At 58.1% G+C, this 16,747-nt stretch carries 20 protein-coding genes; 5 read left to right on the top strand and 15 right to left on the bottom strand.

Features of this window, described 5'->3' with window-relative positions; translation table 11 throughout:
* Window positions 1-33 precede the first annotated feature (33 nt).
* From LC334_RS12785 to LC334_RS23285, 6 genes are all read right to left on the bottom strand, one after another.
* The gene (locus tag LC334_RS12785) at window positions 34-399 is read right to left on the bottom strand and encodes a DUF3088 family protein (protein ID WP_085800953.1); all 366 of its coding nucleotides are present in this window, start codon (window positions 397-399) and stop codon (window positions 34-36) included.
* Window positions 400-441: 42 nt separating this feature from the next.
* Window positions 442-600, bottom strand: a complete 159-nt coding sequence (locus LC334_RS12780; protein WP_176237710.1) for a hypothetical protein — start codon at window positions 598-600, stop codon at window positions 442-444.
* Window positions 601-1,267: 667 nt separating this feature from the next.
* Entirely contained in the window at window positions 1,268-1,690 is a 423-nt protein-coding gene (locus LC334_RS12775) for a beta C-S lyase family protein (RefSeq protein WP_085800955.1), read from the bottom strand.
* Between the two features lie 21 nt (window positions 1,691-1,711).
* Window positions 1,712-2,413, bottom strand: a complete 702-nt coding sequence (locus LC334_RS12770) for a glutathione S-transferase family protein (RefSeq protein ID WP_085801094.1) — start codon at window positions 2,411-2,413, stop codon at window positions 1,712-1,714.
* Between the two features lie 65 nt (window positions 2,414-2,478).
* The gene (locus tag LC334_RS12765) at window positions 2,479-2,850 is read right to left on the bottom strand and encodes a PadR family transcriptional regulator (protein WP_223412975.1); all 372 of its coding nucleotides are present in this window, start codon (window positions 2,848-2,850) and stop codon (window positions 2,479-2,481) included.
* A 31-nt stretch (window positions 2,851-2,881) separates the two neighbouring features.
* On the bottom strand, window positions 2,882-3,187 hold the full coding sequence (locus LC334_RS23285; RefSeq protein WP_085800956.1) for a LysR substrate-binding domain-containing protein: 306 nt from the start codon (window positions 3,185-3,187) through the stop codon (window positions 2,882-2,884).
* Between LC334_RS23285 and LC334_RS12755 the strand changes: the two genes are divergently transcribed.
* The gene (locus tag LC334_RS12755; protein ID WP_280522431.1) at window positions 3,187-3,474 is read left to right on the top strand and encodes a catalase; all 288 of its coding nucleotides are present in this window, start codon (window positions 3,187-3,189) and stop codon (window positions 3,472-3,474) included. The genes LC334_RS23285 and LC334_RS12755 overlap by 1 nt on opposite strands.
* Before the next feature lie 298 nt (window positions 3,475-3,772).
* On the opposite strand, the gene LC334_RS12750 is transcribed toward LC334_RS12755, so the two are convergent.
* Both LC334_RS12750 and LC334_RS12745 read right to left on the bottom strand, forming a co-directional pair.
* Complete coding sequence (locus LC334_RS12750; RefSeq protein ID WP_085800958.1) at window positions 3,773-4,294, bottom strand: redoxin domain-containing protein; 522 nt, start codon at window positions 4,292-4,294, stop codon at window positions 3,773-3,775.
* Between the two features lie 59 nt (window positions 4,295-4,353).
* A complete protein-coding gene (locus LC334_RS12745) occupies window positions 4,354-5,106 on the bottom strand; it encodes a hypothetical protein (RefSeq protein WP_085800959.1) in 753 nt (250 codons plus the stop codon).
* Between the two features lie 91 nt (window positions 5,107-5,197).
* On the opposite strand from LC334_RS12745, the gene LC334_RS12740 reads away from it, so the two are divergent.
* Both LC334_RS12740 and LC334_RS12735 read left to right on the top strand, forming a co-directional pair.
* Window positions 5,198-5,749, top strand: a complete 552-nt coding sequence (locus tag LC334_RS12740; RefSeq protein WP_085800960.1) for a MarR family winged helix-turn-helix transcriptional regulator — start codon at window positions 5,198-5,200, stop codon at window positions 5,747-5,749.
* Entirely contained in the window at window positions 5,746-6,450 is a 705-nt protein-coding gene (locus tag LC334_RS12735) for an MOSC domain-containing protein (protein WP_085800961.1), read from the top strand. The genes LC334_RS12740 and LC334_RS12735 overlap by 4 nt, the downstream gene beginning before the upstream one ends.
* A gap of 72 nt (window positions 6,451-6,522) precedes the next feature.
* Here the strand turns inward: LC334_RS12735 and zapE are convergent, their stop codons facing one another.
* Window positions 6,523-7,581 (bottom strand): cell division protein ZapE, encoded by a 1,059-nt coding sequence (zapE, locus tag LC334_RS12730; RefSeq protein WP_085800962.1) that lies wholly within the window; start codon window positions 7,579-7,581, stop codon window positions 6,523-6,525.
* Between the two features lie 128 nt (window positions 7,582-7,709).
* On the opposite strand from zapE, the gene LC334_RS12725 reads away from it, so the two are divergent.
* Entirely contained in the window at window positions 7,710-8,948 is a 1,239-nt protein-coding gene (locus tag LC334_RS12725) for an MFS transporter (RefSeq protein WP_085800963.1), read from the top strand.
* A gap of 109 nt (window positions 8,949-9,057) precedes the next feature.
* On the opposite strand, the gene LC334_RS12720 is transcribed toward LC334_RS12725, so the two are convergent.
* From LC334_RS12720 to LC334_RS12700, 5 genes are all read right to left on the bottom strand, one after another.
* Entirely contained in the window at window positions 9,058-10,092 is a 1,035-nt protein-coding gene (locus tag LC334_RS12720; RefSeq protein ID WP_085800964.1) for a fatty acid desaturase, read from the bottom strand.
* 173 nt (window positions 10,093-10,265) lie between these two features.
* Window positions 10,266-11,246 carry a cyclase family protein gene (locus LC334_RS12715; protein ID WP_085800965.1) on the bottom strand — a complete coding sequence of 327 codons (981 nt, stop codon included), beginning with the start codon at window positions 11,244-11,246 and terminating at the stop codon, window positions 10,266-10,268.
* A 143-nt stretch (window positions 11,247-11,389) separates the two neighbouring features.
* A complete protein-coding gene (locus LC334_RS12710) occupies window positions 11,390-12,307 on the bottom strand; it encodes an alpha/beta fold hydrolase (protein ID WP_085800966.1) in 918 nt (305 codons plus the stop codon).
* Window positions 12,304-12,927: an HAD family hydrolase gene (locus tag LC334_RS12705; RefSeq protein WP_085800967.1), complete on the bottom strand. Its 624-nt coding sequence runs from the start codon at window positions 12,925-12,927 to the stop codon at window positions 12,304-12,306. The genes LC334_RS12710 and LC334_RS12705 overlap by 4 nt, the downstream gene beginning before the upstream one ends.
* Before the next feature lie 2 nt (window positions 12,928-12,929).
* Window positions 12,930-13,883 (bottom strand): DMT family transporter, encoded by a 954-nt coding sequence (locus tag LC334_RS12700; protein ID WP_085800968.1) that lies wholly within the window; start codon window positions 13,881-13,883, stop codon window positions 12,930-12,932.
* Between the two features lie 124 nt (window positions 13,884-14,007).
* On the opposite strand from LC334_RS12700, the gene LC334_RS12695 reads away from it, so the two are divergent.
* The gene (locus tag LC334_RS12695) at window positions 14,008-14,940 is read left to right on the top strand and encodes an AEC family transporter (protein ID WP_085800969.1); all 933 of its coding nucleotides are present in this window, start codon (window positions 14,008-14,010) and stop codon (window positions 14,938-14,940) included.
* Here the strand turns inward: LC334_RS12695 and LC334_RS12690 are convergent, their stop codons facing one another.
* Complete coding sequence (locus LC334_RS12690; RefSeq protein WP_085800970.1) at window positions 14,941-16,581, bottom strand: DUF4034 domain-containing protein; 1,641 nt, start codon at window positions 16,579-16,581, stop codon at window positions 14,941-14,943.
* Between the last annotated feature and the right edge of the window lie 166 nt (window positions 16,582-16,747).

Here is a 16,747-nt window from a genome sequence, read left to right as displayed (position 1 = left end):
CCGGACACACGTCTGCTTCTGACCAGTGCCAAATTAGTTCAAAAAATGTCTTGCTATGCAGGAGCTATCCACACAGGTCACTTTGGGCTCGCAGCGGACATTTTTGAGGTACCAGCCCCCGACGCCATTATAAGGCGGCATCACCGACCTCGGAGAGAACCATGAGCCCGATGAGACCAAAATACATCCGTGAATTAACGGCCGCAGATAGAGAACATGCGAATTGCCAACGACAAAGTCGGCTTTGTCCGCATAGCGGACATCCAGATTCTGCCGCACGTCCGGAAACATGGCCATCAACCCTTCAATCGGAGAACATTGCCCGCAAAAGAAAAGCTGATCGCCATGCTCGGGGTCAGGGAATTTCGATTTCAAAGGGTAGAGGATGGTTTCGGTCATGCCGGCTCCTGTTTTTTGTGCCGTATCGGATGCATATGCCGGTCAGGAAAGAAACGCTGCTATTTCCTTGACCGCTTGTCGCGCGGTCTTGGTGACCCCGAAGGTAGTGGCCGAGGCATAGCCGGTCCAACCGCCATAGCCAACTAACCAAAGCCCCGGCATATCCATCGCGCGAGGCCCGCCGTCGGTCCGCTTTCCCATCTTCGATCGGCAAAATGGGTTGCAGATGCGCGAGATTGGCACGAAAGCCGGTGCACCAGATCATTGCATCAAAGGTGCGTTCGGTGCCATCCGGCCAGATGCCGCCGCTGGCTGTCATTTGGGAAAATGGCCGGATTGCCTGCAAATCATTGCCGCGTGCCCACGCTTTACGCACGCTATCAACCATGACGATGCTGCCAAGCGAAAAGCGAGAGGTGTCCCCGTTGGCCTATCCCCCGATTGCACCTGGCTGAACCTCTGCGTTGCCACGCCAAAGATATGCCGCCCGTCGACGTCATCGGAATTGAAACGCGGTTCTTCGGGAGTGATCCAAAGCGTGTTTGCTTCAAGCGAAACTTCGGCAAGGATCTGTGCGGCTGAATTGCCCGCTCCGACAATGGCCACGCGATGCTCGGCAAAGGCGCAGGATTGCGGTAGTCGACAGAATGGATTTGCAGGCATTCAAAGGCGTCATGCCCGTTGTAATCGGGGATAAAGGATTCTGGGCGGCGCCCGTCGCGCTGATGACCGCACGGGCGGTATATGGTCCCTGATCGGTGTGCATTGTGAAACCCTCTTTGGCACGGCTGACAGTCTCTACCCGCCTCCGATTATAATGATATCGAAGGTCTTGTCCGTCATGCCTGTAGGGCGGTCTTGAACCGCTTCAGTGCCGCCTGAATATCCGCGCGCCCGGCAGAGTGATGATCTTGCCAAACTGGTAGTAGGCGGGCACCTGCATCAACACCCGGTCGCCTGTGTCAGACAACTCGCGGATCAGCAGTGAAATCGCTGCCAGTACGCCGGGGAAGGGTACGAAGTTTTTGGGGTTGAGGGTCAGGTCATGGCGACGGGCAAACCAGCCCGAGATCATAGCAAAGATGCCGTCTGAGTTGAACTCATAGCCAGATTGGCCGCGATCTGCGATATACCGCAGCGCATCCTTGATCCGGTCGGCGATGGGCAGGTCCATATCAGCCACCCAAAACGGCGTCACCTGATCGGTGCCATAGAACATTGTCAGATAGTTCGGATTGTGCCGAACGAATGTATCGCCAGTCTTGGCCGGTGCGGCGTCAAATATGCTCATGTCTTTGGTCCGATCTCGTGATCAGCAACACATTTCCAGCGGTGTGCTGTCGCTGAATTCCGTGCTTTTGGCGGCGGCACCGCGACCCAGGAAGGTCTGCTCAGACAGGTAGAAATCCGAGAAATCAGCTACAAAATCAGGCGCGACCGATTTGGCGGGCAGGGTAGATTGCATGAGGTTATTCTGCCATGCTTTCAGCTTGGGGCGACCGCCTAGGAAGTCATAGCCGCTCTTTTGTTCGATGATGCAGGCGCGGTGCAACAGCACCAGCCAGGCCACATCGACCATGCCGATCCCGTCACCGGCGAAGAACTTTGTGTCGCCTAGCTGCGCTTCCATTGTGTCGAAGGCCTTATTCAGCTTCTGGTTCCGCTCGGACAGAATTTCCTGATCGGCGCTGCGCTGTGCGCCACATTGGGTCAGGTAGTGTTTGGTCGCCAGATAGCTCCATGCGCGCTCACGTGCCTTTTCAACTGGGCTCAGGCTGGGGCGCAGCGGTGGATAGGCTTCTTCGATGTATTCAACGATGGCGTCGCTCTCAAACAGCGCCTCTCCTTCGTCCGTGATCAAGAGCGGCACTTGCGCATTGGGCGAAATCTCCAAAAACCACTGGGGTTTGTTGCTGAGGCTGATAAATTCCAGATCATAGTCGATGCCCTTGGCTTCCAGCAGGGCAGTGACGCGCTGGACAAACGGGCAGATTTTGAAACTGACGATTTTCATGGTTTGGGGTTCCTTGTTTTCAGCGGGTCGATGCATCGATCATCGATATGTTTGCGCAAATGTTTTTAGGGGCTGGCCTCGCAAGAACAGTCCTGCAGGCAGCGGGTGATTTTCATCCATTCGCCCAGAGCGACTTGGTAGGCTTCGCGCCCCTTATCCGTCACTGAATAGATCTTACGCTCCCGACCCGAGACGATTTCGGATTTGAAGGTGACATAACCACCCTCGGTAAACTGCTTAAGCACTGGGTAGATCGTGCCTTCGCGCGGGGTGCAGCAGCCATCGGTGCGCCGCTCAACCGACTTGGCAATATCGTATCCGTGCAATTCCTCATCTTGCAGCACGCAGAGGATGAAAAACTTTGACAGACTCATCTTGATCGTATTGCCCCAATAGTCGGGGTCGAGCAGGTTCGGAGTGTTTGCAATCTTGTTCATGCGGATCGCCTATACCTCGATGATCGATGCGTCAAGGAGATGCCCCGTGCGACCCGTCAAAACCCTTGGCGATATCCAAAGCAGTCAGGAATGCCGTGAGGTTGCCAATCCGTTTTCCCCGCATGTCATTCGTGCGCCAACAAAGGCGCATGGTCCGGTACAAGATCCTGTCAGCAACGGCATGGGTCGTGACGAGGCTTCTGGTACGGTCTGATCCGAGCACGGATAGCTTCGGTAGCAAAGTCACCCCTTTGCCCGAGGCCACCATCTGCCGCAACATTTCAAGGCTGGTGCCGACGCGCTGTGTCGCACCGGAGGACAAATCGCAAAAGGCCATTGTCTGATCACGGCATCCCCGCCACTTGTCGCCACATGGATGGGTTCGGCAATCATACCTTCAGCTTTATCAACTCGGAGAGTGAACGATTCTGGGTGAAGTTCCACTTCAAGACCCAACAAGGCATCAAAAACCCGACCGATGCCGAGGCTGCCAGCATCGTTGCCGGAGATCGGGAAAGCCATCAGCGTGATCTTTATGAAACGATTGAAGAAGGCGATTTCCCGAAATGGACGCTGTTCGACAACACCGCACGCGCCATTGGTGGTGCCCGTATCGATATCTAAAAACGGCATATCGAGAACTGCACCAAGGCGGATCCTGCCTGTGGCACCGGTGTCGCGCAGGCCTTGGGGCTGGAGGTCCAAAATTGGGGGGTCAGGTTTTCGGCCCCCTGGCAGTACCACCACAATAGACCGGTGTTATCTGCGGGGGTTCTGCCAATAGATGCCTTAGCTTCAGACGCGCGACTTAGCGGCTGAAGTGGCGCCGGACCTGCGGCAGCGCTACAAGCTGAGGCTCTGCCGACAGAAACGGTGTGATCGCGAAACCCCGGCGATCACGCCGTCAGTGGCAAACTGACTGTCAGTCACATCCGCCCAACTCACAGGCATCCCCTGAGGGTGATTGATCCACCTGATCCGCCACCTTCGGCCCATTCGCCAGCAATGTCGCAATCTGCGCTCCGATCTGCATTTCAGAAACCTGACCGAAGTGATGGGCAGCAATTTGCCCCGCCTGATCCAGCACGATCAGGCTTGGCGTGCCGCGCATGTCAAAGGCTGCCATGGTTTCGGGCAAGGGACCAGCACCCGGTTTATCGACCCTCACAGGAAAACTAATGCGGTATTCGTGCAGAAAGGCTTTCAACGATACGGGCGTCATCGCCTCGTGATGTTCAAAGACCGTGTGGATACCAATGACCGCGACCTGGTCGCCCGCAAAAGTCCTTTGAATGCTCTGCGCCAAGGGAATACCGTGAAGCACACAGCCCGGGCACAGCATCTGAAACGCTTCAATGACCACGACTCTGCCGCGCAAAATGCCCAACGTGACGTCCTGATCCGTGTTGAACCAATGCGAAATTGAAAGCTCTGGTGCCTGCATCTGGTTACCTCGATCATGTTAAGGACAGCGGCACAGTTAATGCCACTGTCCGTGTTTTGTCACTTCAGAACGCCCGGCAGGCTCAAATCACCCGATGCCACATCGAAGACGTCCGTCACACACAAGAGCGGTGAGTGGATATTGGCGTTCACCCGCAAGGCGGCCGTTACGCCGTCATAGGCGACCCCGGCAAGGTCCACATCGCTGGCAAAGCCCGCATTGACGCTGATTTCGGGTCCGTCGAACAGCGGTGTAAATCCCGGGCTGTCCAGAAAGATCGGAAAGCCGGGCCAAGTCGCAGGCAGTTTCGGGTTGCTGCCCTCGGGGATGTCGCGGACCGCCAAAGCGCCGGGGCCGCAAGCCTCTGTCGGGGTCAGAACAACCCAGTGGCTGTGCCATTCCAATCCATCGTTAGACGGGTCGCCATCGCCGTTTTCATCAAACAGCGGTGTGTCGTCAAAGTCGGGGTGGCTGGTGGCGGCCATCGCCAGAATGCCGGTGCCGCCTTCGAAACCAACGGCGGAAGGGTCAAGCGATGTCGGCCAGACATAGGACCACACGTCAGAGCCGCCGACAGCGCCGGTGGCAGCTGGGGTATCAGAGCCGGCGGTTCCATTGGTGGTCATGTGGAAGGTCACTGTGTTGCCTTTGCGATGTGCGTGTGCAGCCAGAATGTCAAAGGCTGCGACTTTGTCTGCAACTGCGGGTGATTGAACTGCGTCGTGCATGTCTGCGGCGTGATCTCCGCCAGCAGAGGCAGCGCTGGCAGTAAGCAGAATGGCGGCTGTTATGAAAGGGGACTTGTTGGGCATCGTGGATCTCCGTGATTCAATGTACTAGTGAGTCGCTATCATATTGAAGATTGGGATTGCAATAGTAATTTCGAGTCGATACCTAACTGTCATGACTTCAGAACGAAAAATTCGTGCCCTAATGAACAGGTTGGCAAGGTTGGATAACGCCAGCAGCTGGTCCGGCGATTTGAATCCAGTCCAAAGGTCTGCGCTTGAGTACCTACGCGATGCGAATCGTTTTTCTCGGTCTCCGTCGCATGTCGCGGAATTTCTGGGGACAACGCGCGGAACAATGTCGCAAACGCTCAAAGCGCTTTTGCGCAAAGGATTTGTCCAGGAAGTGCGCTCAGAAAGCGACAAGCGGTCAATCTCTTACGCGTTGACGCGGGCGGGATCCGCCGTGCTGGCAGAAGACGGGGTTATCGCCGTGGCGCTGACGAATCTAACGGACCAAGAGGTGGTTGAGCTGGAGAGTGGGTTACGCCAAACGTTGCGACAGGCCCTGAAGTTGAACGGCGGGAAGTCGTTTGGCCAGTGCAAGACCTGCCGGTATCACGAAGCCGCAAAAGGCGCGGCGTTCTGCCAACTTTTGTCCGTTCCATTGTCGGCCGAGGACAGCGAAAAGATTTGTATAGAACACGAGGAAGCGGTAGTCGCATGACCCCAAATCTGTCTTCCAAAATCGATGGTCTGTTTGTTGGGAAGGTGGCGGATCGCTGGCCCGGCAAGCCGCAGTCTGCCATCCAAAAGGATCCCGCGACCGGGGTGCAGGGTATCGGAGTCCACGGTTTAGTTCGGGATGCACAGGCCGACCTTGAAGTTCACGGCGGGGCGGACAAAGCGATCCATCACTATGCATTCGACCACTACACCGCGTGGCAGGCTGAAGGGCTTATCCCCGACGGAGCTCAGCCTGCAGCCTTTGGCGAGAACATCTCGACCACCGGTCTGACCGAAGACACGCTTTGCATTGGCGATATTCTGAATCTTGGAAGTGCAACGGTCCAGATTTCACAAGGGCGTCAGCCATGTTGGAAACTGGGGCTCCATACGGGTCAGGATAAAATGCCCTATCTGTTTCAAAAGACCGGGCGCACGGGGTGGTACTATCGGGTGCTTGACGAAGGTGCCGTAGCTGTGGGTGACGGCATTACACTTGTTGAACGTCCACAACCAAACTGGACTGTCCGAAAGGTGACCCAAGCGCGTCTGACAAGACGTATCACGCCCGAGGACGCTGTGCAGTTGGCGGACATGCCAGAACTTGCAGCAAGCTGGCGGCAGGCATTTGCGAAGATGGCGGCAGGGCAAGTCAAGGAAGATACGTCCAAGCGGCTTGGTGGACCTGGCGCCGGGAGCTGAGGCGGCTTGATCCGATTTTACGATCGGAAACAGGTCCTCAGGTTCATGCACCGCCGCGGCGATCGCCGGATGTTAATCGCGGCCCCAATCATCTGATTGCATCTCGCGCAGGCGGCTGGCGGTGCGCTCGAATTCGAACGTGCCTTCGCCCTCTACATAAAGGTATTCCGGTGCGGCCGCGGCCGTACAGATCAGCCTGACTTTGGCTTCGTAGAGTGCGTCGATCAGGGTGACAAAGCGCTTGGCCTCGTTGAAATTGGACCGGCTGAGTTGCGGGATGTTTTCAAGGACCAGCATACGCGCGGCCTCGGCCAGGGCGAGATAATCTGCCGGGCCAAGCGGTTTGCCGCAGAGATCGTAAAACGACGCCCGCGCGACCCCGTTGTGAAAGCCGGGCAGTTCGACCTCGCGTTTGTTGACATGCAGCGTCAGGGGTTCGCTTTCGCCGTCGGAAAGATCCTGCCAGATTGCCCGGATCTGGGCGCGGGTTTCGTCATTGATGGGGGTGAAATAGGTCGGGCTGCCCGCCAGTTTGCCCTGACGGTAATCGGTCGGGCTGACCATTTCATGCACCACCATCCGATCCTTCACCAGATCGATGAAGGGCAGGAACAACTGGCGGTTCAGGCCGTCCTTGTATAGATCGTCCGGTATACGATTAGAGGTGGTTACCACCACCACCCCGGCCTCGAACAGGGCTTCGAAGAGGCGCCCGACAATCATTGCATCGGTGATGTCGGTGATCTGCATTTCGTCAAAGGCCAGCAGGCGGGCCGATTGCGCGACCTCTTTGGCGACCGGCGCCAGCGCATCCTTCTCACCGCGCCCGCGGGCGGCGTGCATGCCGCGATGGATTTCCTGCATGAAGGCGTGGAAATGCACGCGCCGGTTGGGAATTTCCAGCGTCTCGACGAACATGTCCATCAGCATAGACTTTCCACGCCCGACACCGCCCCAGAGATAGAGGCCCTTGGGCGGCTCTGCGGCTTTGCGAAACCAGGTTTTCTTAGGTGTTTCAGCCAGTTCGATCTGGATGCGTTCGAACAGGGGCAGCACCGCCTGTTGTGTGTCGTCGGGTGTCAGATCACCGGCATCGACAAGGCGCGCGTATTTCGCGGAAAGTGTTTCCATCCGTTTGGAATATCGCGGCAGGAGGCATAAGAAAAGCGCGAACAGATGCTGATTGTCGATATCACAAGTCGTGATTTGACCAATCCTGCGGGGCTCGTAGATTGGCAGTCGCGCGACGGAGAGACCCGATGACAAAGCCGATCCCGATATTCACGCCGGTGCTGATAGCCGGGTGCGTGATCATGCTGATCTCTTTCGCGATCCGTGCGAGCTTCGGTGTTTTTCAGATCCCGATTGCTGAAGAGTTCAACTGGCTGCGCAGTGAATTCAGCCTGGCGATTGCGATCCAGAACCTAGCCTGGGGGATCGGGCAGCCGATATTTGGCGCGATGGCCGAGCGGATCGGAGATCGCAAAGCGATTGTGCTGGGGGCGCTTACCTATGCCGCCGGCCTGGTCCTGTCGTCTTTCGCGGTGACGCCGGAGGCGCATCAGCTTTATGAGATCCTTGTTGGGTTTGGCATCGCGGGTACCGGGTTTGGCGTCATTCTTGCGGTGGTCGGCCGTGCCAGCAGCGATGAAAACCGTTCGATGAGCCTGGCGATCGCGACCGCTGCCGGGTCAGCGGGGCAAGTCTTTGGTGCGCCGCTGGCGGAGTTTCTTTTGTCGCTAATGAGTTGGCAGATGGTGTTTGTGGTATTTGCCGTGACGATACTGGCAACGTTGAGCGTTCTGCCAATGATGCGTGCGCCCATGACGGCAGGCAAGGCCGAGCTGGAAGAGAGCATGGGGCAGATCCTGGGCAGGGCATTCCGCGATCCGAGTTATACACTGATTTTTCTGGGTTTCTTCAGCTGTGGTTATCAGGTGGCGTTCATCACCGCGCATTTTCCGGCCTTCGTGACCGAGATGTGCGGACCAATTGCGCCGGGCGGGACGCTGCATACGATGGGAATCACCAGCACATCGGCCTTGGGTGCCGTAGCTATTTCGCTGATTGGTCTGGCCAATATTGCAGGTACGCTGACAGCGGGTTGGCTGGGGAAACGTTATTCAAAAAAATGTCTGCTGGCCGCGATTTACACCGCACGAACACTGGTATCGGCGGCGTTCATCATGACGCCGATCACGCCCGCGACGGTGCTGCTGTTTTCAGGCCTGATGGGGGCGCTTTGGCTGGCGACGGTGCCCCTGACCAGCGGGCTGATCGCGCATATCTACGGGTTGCGCTATATGGGTACGCTTTATGGGATCGTGTTTTTCAGCCATCAGCTGGGTGGCTTCCTGGGGGTTTGGCTGGGCGGTCAAATGTATGATATCTACGGCAGTTACACTGTGGTCTGGTGGATCGGTGTCAGCATAGGTGCCTTCAGCGCGATCGTGCACCTGCCGGTACGGGAGCGGGCGCTGAGCCCTCGCAGCACCTGAACGCCCAAGCCTCAGCGGTATGGTGCGTACGGGACGTACGACATGTAGGCATATTACGTACGTTCCGCAGCAGGCGGGCCATCAGTACGTTTTAGTGCAGGGTCGCCCGTCAGCCGGGAAGCGCGCGGGCTTGGGCAAAGGACAAGAGCCGTTTGCTGTTCTCATCCCAGAGGTGCAGCCGGGCGCAGCTCAGGCTTTCGCGGATGGTCATGCGATTGCATCTGTCAAGCTCGGCGTGATCGCGCAGCACTTCGGTCAGACGATAGAACGGGATACGGCTGTAGAGGTGGTGCACATGGTGAATGCCGATATTGGCGCTGAACCATTGCAACACCTTGGGCATCACATAATGCGAACTGCCATGCAGCGCGGCGTCGTGCAATTGCCAGTCGCCGTCATGATCCCAATGGGTGTGCTCGAACTGATGCTGAACGTAGAACAACCACATGCCAGCAGTGGCCGCCAGCAAGGTTGTGGGCAGGAAGATCAGGAGGATCGGGGCAAAGCCGCCGAAATACCAGATCACGGCCAGTGCGGCGAAGATCACGACATTGGTGCCGAGCGCGCTGATCCAGTAGCGCAGGTTGTTCATCAACCCCAGTGGAATGCGGTTTTGCAACAGAAAGAGGTACCCCGGCGCCAGACCGAAGAGGGTCAGCGGGTGACGATAGGCACGGTACTTCAGCCGCTGAAAGGGTGTCAGAGCGCGGAATTCGGTCACGGTATAGGTATGAATATCGCCCATGCCGCGACGCGCCAGATTGCCCGAGCCGCTGTGATGCGCCGAATGGGTGCGCCGCCAGACATCGTAGGGGGTCAGGGTCAGCACGCCGATTACACGCCCCACCCAGTCGCTGACCTTGCGGTTGGCAAAAAACGCGCCATGGCCGCAATCATGCTGAATCGTAAAGAGCCGCAACAGGAAGGCGGCGTTGAGCACTGAAATACCGAAGGTAAGCCAATAGCTGATCGAGAGCGTATACCAGGCCAGCGCCCAGAGAAGCAGAAACGGCCCGATGCTGATCGCGGTCTCGAAAATGCTGCGCAGGTGATTTGGTTCGCGGTAGGCGGCGAGGATCTTGACCCAATCGCGTGACGAAGTTTCAACAGGGTGCGCGGGCGTAATCTCGGAATATTCTGTCATGTGCCTGTATCATGTTGATTGTTGCAGTCCCCGATAGACTACCTGCGCCACAAGGCAAGAAAAATATGTTCTCATGGATACGATGATACGGGCGCTTGATGCCCCGATTTACCTGGAATCGCGCTTAAAAACGTCACGCGGCCAGGCCGAATTCACAATGTCTTGTGTGCCGTTCAGCTCTCGCACATGGCAAAGACGCGGCTGGGTCCGCCGGTGCCGCGGACATGTTTCGGAGCGCCGACAATAAGCGTACAGGCTGCGCCCGCGTTCATCACCTCGGCCAGTTCATTCACTTCGGCCAGGTTTTCGACAAACAGCACACCGCGCTGCATCAGTACCGTATGGCTGTACCAGGCATTGGTCTGCATCGGGTACGCACCCGCGCCTTTGGCGCCCTGCCCGGTGTCAATCGTGATGTTGTCCATCGCGATGCCGCCAAGTTTCAACCCGCGTTCATCGATGATCTGGGCCAGGCGGTCGATCGCGGCGTGGTTGAGGCCGGGGTGGTTGAAATTGTTGAAGTAGGGAGAGTTGCGCAGGCTGGCGCTGCCTGTGAGGTAAAATCTGGCCCAGTCCATGTTCACCACGAGCCACGCGCCATCGACAAGCTGGTCGGCCACGGCGTCGATATCTTCTGCGGTGACGACGTTTTCCGAGCTGTCGGAAAAATCCGTGACCGAGATATCGGGGCTGGGTACGCCACCGTTCTTTGCCAGTTCGGCCCGCACCCGAGGTCCGATATCGAGCATCACAATCGGTCCGATCAGATCAGCAGGCGTCAACTCGGACATGCCGAGGCGGGCATCGTTGGGAATGCCGCCTTCGATTAATGTGTCCTCGCTGTTGATGATGTGGTTGACCGCGTCCAGATGCGTGCCGTGATGTTCATAGACCGTCAGCGTGCCTGAATCGTAATAGCCGGTATCGGTCTGAAACACGTCAATGCTGAGGATCGCCTGCTGGTCCCATGCGACATGCGGCATGCTGTTGAGCCAGGGCTTTCCAAGGTCAGCCTGATCCGGGCTGCCCGGTACCGGCTGAAAGGTCGGTAGCGGATGGGTGAGGTCTATCCAGAATGTCTCGGACCATGCCGGGGCCGACAGGGTCGCCAGAAATGCGATTGCTGTGACTGCGTTTGCGATGGATTGGAACATGCCGCCTCCGAAATAATATTCAGGCTCTCCTCGCAGGCTGCGGGCAAACCGATCAAGCTGATGTTCAGGTTATCGTAACCGGGTTCTGGCGGTTGAACTTGATTTAGATTGCTCTTTCGCCCGGGGCAGTGGCATGTGGCTGACTAACCTGACAGGTCGCGCAGCGCATTGAGCACCTGATCGCTGTGCGTATAGGCCAGCGCGTGAGCTGCGGCATCAATTACTTCCTGCCGGGCATCAGGGTTCCATTCGGTCAGCCTGTCCAGCCCGGCGATCGGGATCACCTCATCCTCGCGGCCCCAGATGGCCAGCACCGGCACACCTGCCACGCAGATGGCGCGGTGCTTTTCTTCTATATCCTCGTCCACGATGTTGCGGGTTGACGACAGGACGGCGGGCCGGAAGCCGCGAAAATCAAGCTCGGCCATTTGCAGATCGACGATACCATCGACCGCGCTGGGCAGGCCGCGTTCACCCTCCAGCGCCTGCCGGTAGGATTTGCCGTAAAGCGCCATCATCAGCCATGTTCCCAGCCGGTTATGGTTGATGACAAGCCGCGCAATCGGGCCGAGATCATGCCCCATGCCCAATGGTGCCAGCAGGACAAGCTGGCGTACCCGGTCGGGAAAATGCGCGGTAAAAGCGGCTGTGATTGCGCCGCCCATCGAATAGCCCAGCAGGGTGATCTTGCCCTCGACCTTCTGGTTTTGCAGAAGCTCTTCCAGCTGGGCGACAAAGAAATCTGCATCCTGCGCGCCCCTTGGCCGGTCGGAATAGCCGCGCCCGTAAAGATCGTAGAGCAATACGCGAAAGCCCCGCTCAGCCAGCCCCCCGGCAATCGGTGTCCAGACAAAAGACGGTGTGGTCAGCCCGTGTACACAGACGGCAACGGGGCCGTCTTCTGGCCCCAGCCAGCGGAAATGGGTCAGGCCACGGGAAAGGCTGGCGAATTCACCTGGTGCCGATGCGCGCGCCGCTTGGGTCATCTTTGGACGACGTGCCTCGGCAAGAAACGGTGCGGCGATCAACGCCACGAGCAGGGCGAGGGCGATCCAGATCATGCCGCTTCTCCTCTGGTCAGCAGGCCAGCGTCGACCAGGCAGTCCGCCCAGCCTGCGGCGGTTTCGAACAGATGCGCGTGCCAGCCGCGGGTGCGAGCGGCCTCGACATTCTCGGACTTGTCGTCGACGAAAAGCAAGGCATCTGGCGCAAGGCCGCTGTCACGCTCGACCGCCGCATAGATCGCCGGATCGGGTTTGCACAGCCCCATCCGGGCCGAGATGTAGTGGCGGTCAGCATCGCGCAGAAAATCGAACTGCGCCGCGCTTTGGGCAAAGTTATCAGCACCGAAATTGCTGAGGATAAAAATCTGCAGTCCCCGCGCTTTCACTGCCTGCATCAGGCGCACCGAACGGGCGATGGGGGGCTGGGCCAGATCACACCATCTGTCACGCAGGATGTGCAATTCCTCGGCCCAGTCGGGATGGGCGGCGGCGGCGGCGCTGACGGTCGTGGCAAATGGCGCGCCCGCATCAATCCGGAGCATCAGCCCGTAGAAATCGAATGCGTCAAAAAAGGCGCGGCGCCGTGCGGGGCCGACGATCCGGTCGTAATGATTTTCAGGCTGCCATTCGATCAGTACCTTGCCCACGTCGAACACAACCGCCCTGATCTCTGTCATTGCTAGCGCCTCATGCTTCGGACGCGTCCCTTGATGGTTTCGCGCCAGACCAGATACAAGCCTGATCCGAGGATCAGTGCAATCCCGATCCAGGCGGTCCGATCCGGGAAGGTGCCGAAAACGGTGATGCCCCAGATGATCGCCATTGGCATCGAGACATATTCGAAGGGCGCAGCAAAGGCGGCCTCGGCGATGCGGTAGGCCTGGCTGATCAGATACCCGCCCAGAACACCGCTGACCCCCAGCATGATCAGGATCGGCACATCGGCCAGATCGACCGGCACCCAGGGGCGCAGCAGGAAATCGAAGGCGGGGTGGAACTGGCCGTAGTAACGCCCGTCCCCCACGGCCAACCCGATGGTTGCGCTGACCACGATAAAGCTGACGACAATGTAAAAGGTCATCGTCGCCGCGCTTTCTGTTGTGCCGATGCGGCGGGCAACGATGTGCATCACGCCATAGAGACAGGCGGCAGCGATCGGAAAGAGCGACGCCAGCTGAAACGCCGACGTGCCCGGCTTGACGATCACCATGACGCCGACGAAGCCGACAGTGATGGCAACCCAGCGCCGCGGCCCGACAGTTTCGCCCAGAAAGACGATGGACATGAGGGCGATCAGCAGGGGCGAGACGAAGAATATCGCCACCGCATCGGCAATCGGCATCACGGCCAGCCCTAGAAACAGAAACGAGTTGGCTGACACGACGCAAAACCCGCGCAGCAGGTGCCAGCCGATCCGCCTGGTGCGCACCAGTTGCCAACCGCCCGAGAGCGGCATGATCACCGCCAGGAATGTTACCAATCCCGTAATGGCGCGAAAGAACACGATCTGGTGCAGCGCATATTGATCGCTGAGGAATTTGATGCCCACATCATTCAGCGAAAAGCACATGGCCGCGATCAGCGCGCAGAGCGCACCGGCCAGATTGGACCGCTGAATTGTCGTGGTGGTCATGGGTTTCCGGGCAGTTAGGAACCCCGCCAGATGAGGCCACGGGTCGGGTTTTGTAAAGCCCCGGCTTCTGTGGCGTAAAAACTTCGCTGTTTAATGTGTCTTATCATAATGCTAGCAAAACGGCATGTTGGCCATCTTCCTGCAGACCCTGCCGTTTTTCCTGATCATCGGGCTGGGCTTTGTCGCCGGGCGCACCGGCTTTTTCAACGAAGAGGCCACCGCCTGGCTGACCAGGTTCGTCTTCTATTTCGCGCTCTCGGCGATGCTGTTCAGGTTCGCCGCCAACCTGTCGCTGGCCGAGGTGCTGGACTGGCAGTTTGTCACTGCCTATCTCTGCGCGACAGGGTTTGTGTATCTGCTGGTGACCGGGGTGGCGTTTCTGAGGGGGGCCAGGGTTGAGGTTGCCGCATTCGAGGCGCAATGCGCGACCATCGGCAATGTCGGCTTTCTGGGTGTGCCGATGCTGACGCTGCTGATGGGCGAGGCGGCCATTGGACCGGTCATGCTGGTGCTTGCGGTCGATCTGATCTTTTTCGGCTCGCTCATCGTGATCCTGATCACCGGCGCGCGGGATGGCAGGATGAACATTCGTATCCTCGGTACCGTGGGCATGGGGTTGCTGAAAAACCCGATGATCGTGTCGATCATGCTGGGGCTGGGATGGTCGGCGCTGGCGCTGCCGATTCCGGTGGTGATGAATGATTTCCTGTCGCTTCTGGGCGGGGCCGCAACACCCGGCGCACTGTTTGCCATCGGCGCGTCACTGGCAGGCAAATCGGCCGAGCGGCCTTTCATCGCCGGATGGCTGTCGATCTGCAAGCTGGTGCTGCATCCTGCCGCCGTGGCCCTGTCGGCGCTGTGGCTCTTTTCGGTGGCACCTTATGCTGCGGCTGTGATGATTGCCGCCGCCGCCCTGCCGGTGGCGGGGAATGTCTATATTCTGGCGCAGCATTACCGCGTGGCGCCGCAGCGGGTGTCGGCGTCGATCCTGATTTCGACGGTTGCGGCGGTTGTAAGTGTATCCTTGGTGATCGGCTGGGTCGGCGCGCTTTACTGATCAGCCTTCGGGTGCGCTCAGATCAACCGGGACCGGGTCGAAGAAGAGTTCATGTGTTCGGGCCGACATAATGCCGGTACAGACCTGCCGCTTGTTGACGTCTGCACGTACGATTTCGAACATTTCCACCTGTTGCGGGTGCACGTCGCATTCATCTGACTCGAAATCCTCGCACAGCGCTTCGAACAGCCGGTAGGCGCGCATCATCGGGCATCTGAGATCTTCGTCGAAATCAATTGTTGCCCGTGCCGCCAACCATCTTTGTATCTCGCCGCGAACCTCTGCCTTGGTTTCTTCGTCCAGACTATGAAAAGCTTCTGATTGCGTTTCTGCCTCCAGCCGTTCGAGGGAATCCATCAGTTGCCACTTGTCAATAGCACGCTGAAGAAGCCGGCGGCGGGAATGGTCGGAATAGACGATCGTGTTGATCCTGAATGGGTCGTCTTTCAGTATATCTTCGGGGTTGGTCTGTGGATAAAGCTCCGTTCCGTATCTATACCAACGATCAGGATCATAGGGCGATGCGACCAACAGGCGGCGGGTGTATTCGAGGCGTTCCTCGGGTGTGGGTCGTTCGAGCTTTTTGATAATAAACCTGTCCCCTTTCAGTCGCGCACCCGAGATGCCCGCCAGCAAGGTTTCAAGCAGTTCGGGATTGTAGGGGTCGCGTTTGATCGCCTCGCGGGCATGAGCCCTGGCGCGGCGCATGTGTGCCTCCCCAATGAATTCAAGGTTGTATTTATGAGCGACATAGTGGTCGAACTTACCGGCGTTGTCAGCATCGGTCACGCCTTCACGTTGCAGGTATGCCTGTATGAAATGGGCGTCGGCGCGCGTTGCTGACCGGTTCGCCAGCCGTTTCACAACTATGAGTTCGAGACTTGGATAATCTCCTTCTTTCAGGATGTCATGAGCCCATTGCCCACGTTTCGCATGATGAACCCAGGCACCCGCGACGAGCTTGCAATAGGTCACCGGATCACCTTCGTGCCAGTCCACTTCCGGGCCATAGCTATCGCAGAGCTTCTCGGCCTGGTTCCAGCTGCCTCCTCGGCCCCAACTGGTGGAGCTAAGCCAGACACCTCGCCGCAGCGTGCCCATGTTAGGATCAGATTTCATAACCTGATGCAGCACATCGTAACCGCGCCGCCGCTTGAGGTTGGGAAGTGCAAGCCCAAGGACGGCATCTGACGCCGGGAGCAGGCGATTGTCGGCCTTGTAGGCCTGTTCCCAGGCCTTGAATTGCATCCAGCTGAATTCGCGGAGCGCGTCAGGGTACGTAAAGCGCGCCAGACCTTCGCCCCGGATGTTCCATGCCACGTTGTTATAGAGCATCGCCCGCGCCGTATGAGCGAAAGGTGAATTCGGGTAGGTTTCAAGCCACGCGTCGGCAAAGTGATCCAGCATGGGGTTGTTGGCGTCGAACAGGCCCAGCAATTCGCGCGTCTGGTCCTGATTTTTGCCGGTTCTCAGGTAATCTGCATGAGCATTGGCGACTATCGCCTCAACCGCCGCGTAATCCGAGGCAGAGATCGCTGCCCAAAGCTCATCCTTGGCTGCTTCTGTGGCGGGGTCGGCTTGGGCCGCTACGTGCGTTGCGCAGCAGATGGCAAGCAATAGAGAAAAAATATAGCGAAGCATGAACAGCCCTCCGATTATTGCTCACGTTTAGGTTGCGCTTCGGATTGCGGCGCAGATGTGGCGGCGGTTGGGAGACATAGGGGATACTCTGCTGATTTTGTTATGTCGTAGCCGCGCGGTGTCGCGCCGGTTTTGCGTTTCCCGGCGGCGCGGGGCCTGTTAGAGA

The organism is Roseovarius aestuarii, from assembly GCF_019966515.1.
GTDB classification, from domain to species: Bacteria; Pseudomonadota; Alphaproteobacteria; order Rhodobacterales; family Rhodobacteraceae; genus Roseovarius; species Roseovarius aestuarii.
This window is presented reverse-complemented; position numbering and strand designations above follow the sequence as displayed.

Bases quoted from the DNA above. Each gene is read 5' to 3' on its own strand.
- LC334_RS12785 (WP_085800953.1), bottom strand. From the start codon at position 399: ATGACCGAAACCATCCTCTACCCTTTGAAATCGAAATTCCCTGACCCC.
- LC334_RS12780 (WP_176237710.1), bottom strand. From the start codon at position 600: ATGGGAAAGCGGACCGACGGCGGGCCTCGCGCGATGGATATGCCGGGG.
- LC334_RS12775 (WP_085800955.1), bottom strand. From the start codon at position 1,690: ATGAGCATATTTGACGCCGCACCGGCCAAGACTGGCGATACATTCGTT.
- LC334_RS12770 (WP_085801094.1), bottom strand. From the start codon at position 2,413: ATGAAAATCGTCAGTTTCAAAATCTGCCCGTTTGTCCAGCGCGTCACT.
- LC334_RS12765 (WP_223412975.1), bottom strand. From the start codon at position 2,850: ATGAACAAGATTGCAAACACTCCGAACCTGCTCGACCCCGACTATTGG.
- LC334_RS23285 (WP_085800956.1), bottom strand. From the start codon at position 3,187: ATGGCCTTTTGCGATTTGTCCTCCGGTGCGACACAGCGCGTCGGCACC.
- LC334_RS12750 (WP_085800958.1), bottom strand. From the start codon at position 4,294: ATGCAGGCACCAGAGCTTTCAATTTCGCATTGGTTCAACACGGATCAG.
- LC334_RS12745 (WP_085800959.1), bottom strand. From the start codon at position 5,106: ATGCCCAACAAGTCCCCTTTCATAACAGCCGCCATTCTGCTTACTGCC.
- LC334_RS12740 (WP_085800960.1), top strand. From the start codon at position 5,198: ATGACTTCAGAACGAAAAATTCGTGCCCTAATGAACAGGTTGGCAAGG.
- LC334_RS12735 (WP_085800961.1), top strand. From the start codon at position 5,746: ATGACCCCAAATCTGTCTTCCAAAATCGATGGTCTGTTTGTTGGGAAG.
- zapE (WP_085800962.1), bottom strand. From the start codon at position 7,581: ATGGAAACACTTTCCGCGAAATACGCGCGCCTTGTCGATGCCGGTGAT.
- LC334_RS12725 (WP_085800963.1), top strand. From the start codon at position 7,710: ATGACAAAGCCGATCCCGATATTCACGCCGGTGCTGATAGCCGGGTGC.
- LC334_RS12720 (WP_085800964.1), bottom strand. From the start codon at position 10,092: ATGACAGAATATTCCGAGATTACGCCCGCGCACCCTGTTGAAACTTCG.
- LC334_RS12715 (WP_085800965.1), bottom strand. From the start codon at position 11,246: ATGTTCCAATCCATCGCAAACGCAGTCACAGCAATCGCATTTCTGGCG.
- LC334_RS12710 (WP_085800966.1), bottom strand. From the start codon at position 12,307: ATGATCTGGATCGCCCTCGCCCTGCTCGTGGCGTTGATCGCCGCACCG.
- LC334_RS12705 (WP_085800967.1), bottom strand. From the start codon at position 12,927: ATGACAGAGATCAGGGCGGTTGTGTTCGACGTGGGCAAGGTACTGATC.
- LC334_RS12700 (WP_085800968.1), bottom strand. From the start codon at position 13,883: ATGACCACCACGACAATTCAGCGGTCCAATCTGGCCGGTGCGCTCTGC.
- LC334_RS12695 (WP_085800969.1), top strand. From the start codon at position 14,008: ATGTTGGCCATCTTCCTGCAGACCCTGCCGTTTTTCCTGATCATCGGG.
- LC334_RS12690 (WP_085800970.1), bottom strand. From the start codon at position 16,581: ATGCTTCGCTATATTTTTTCTCTATTGCTTGCCATCTGCTGCGCAACG.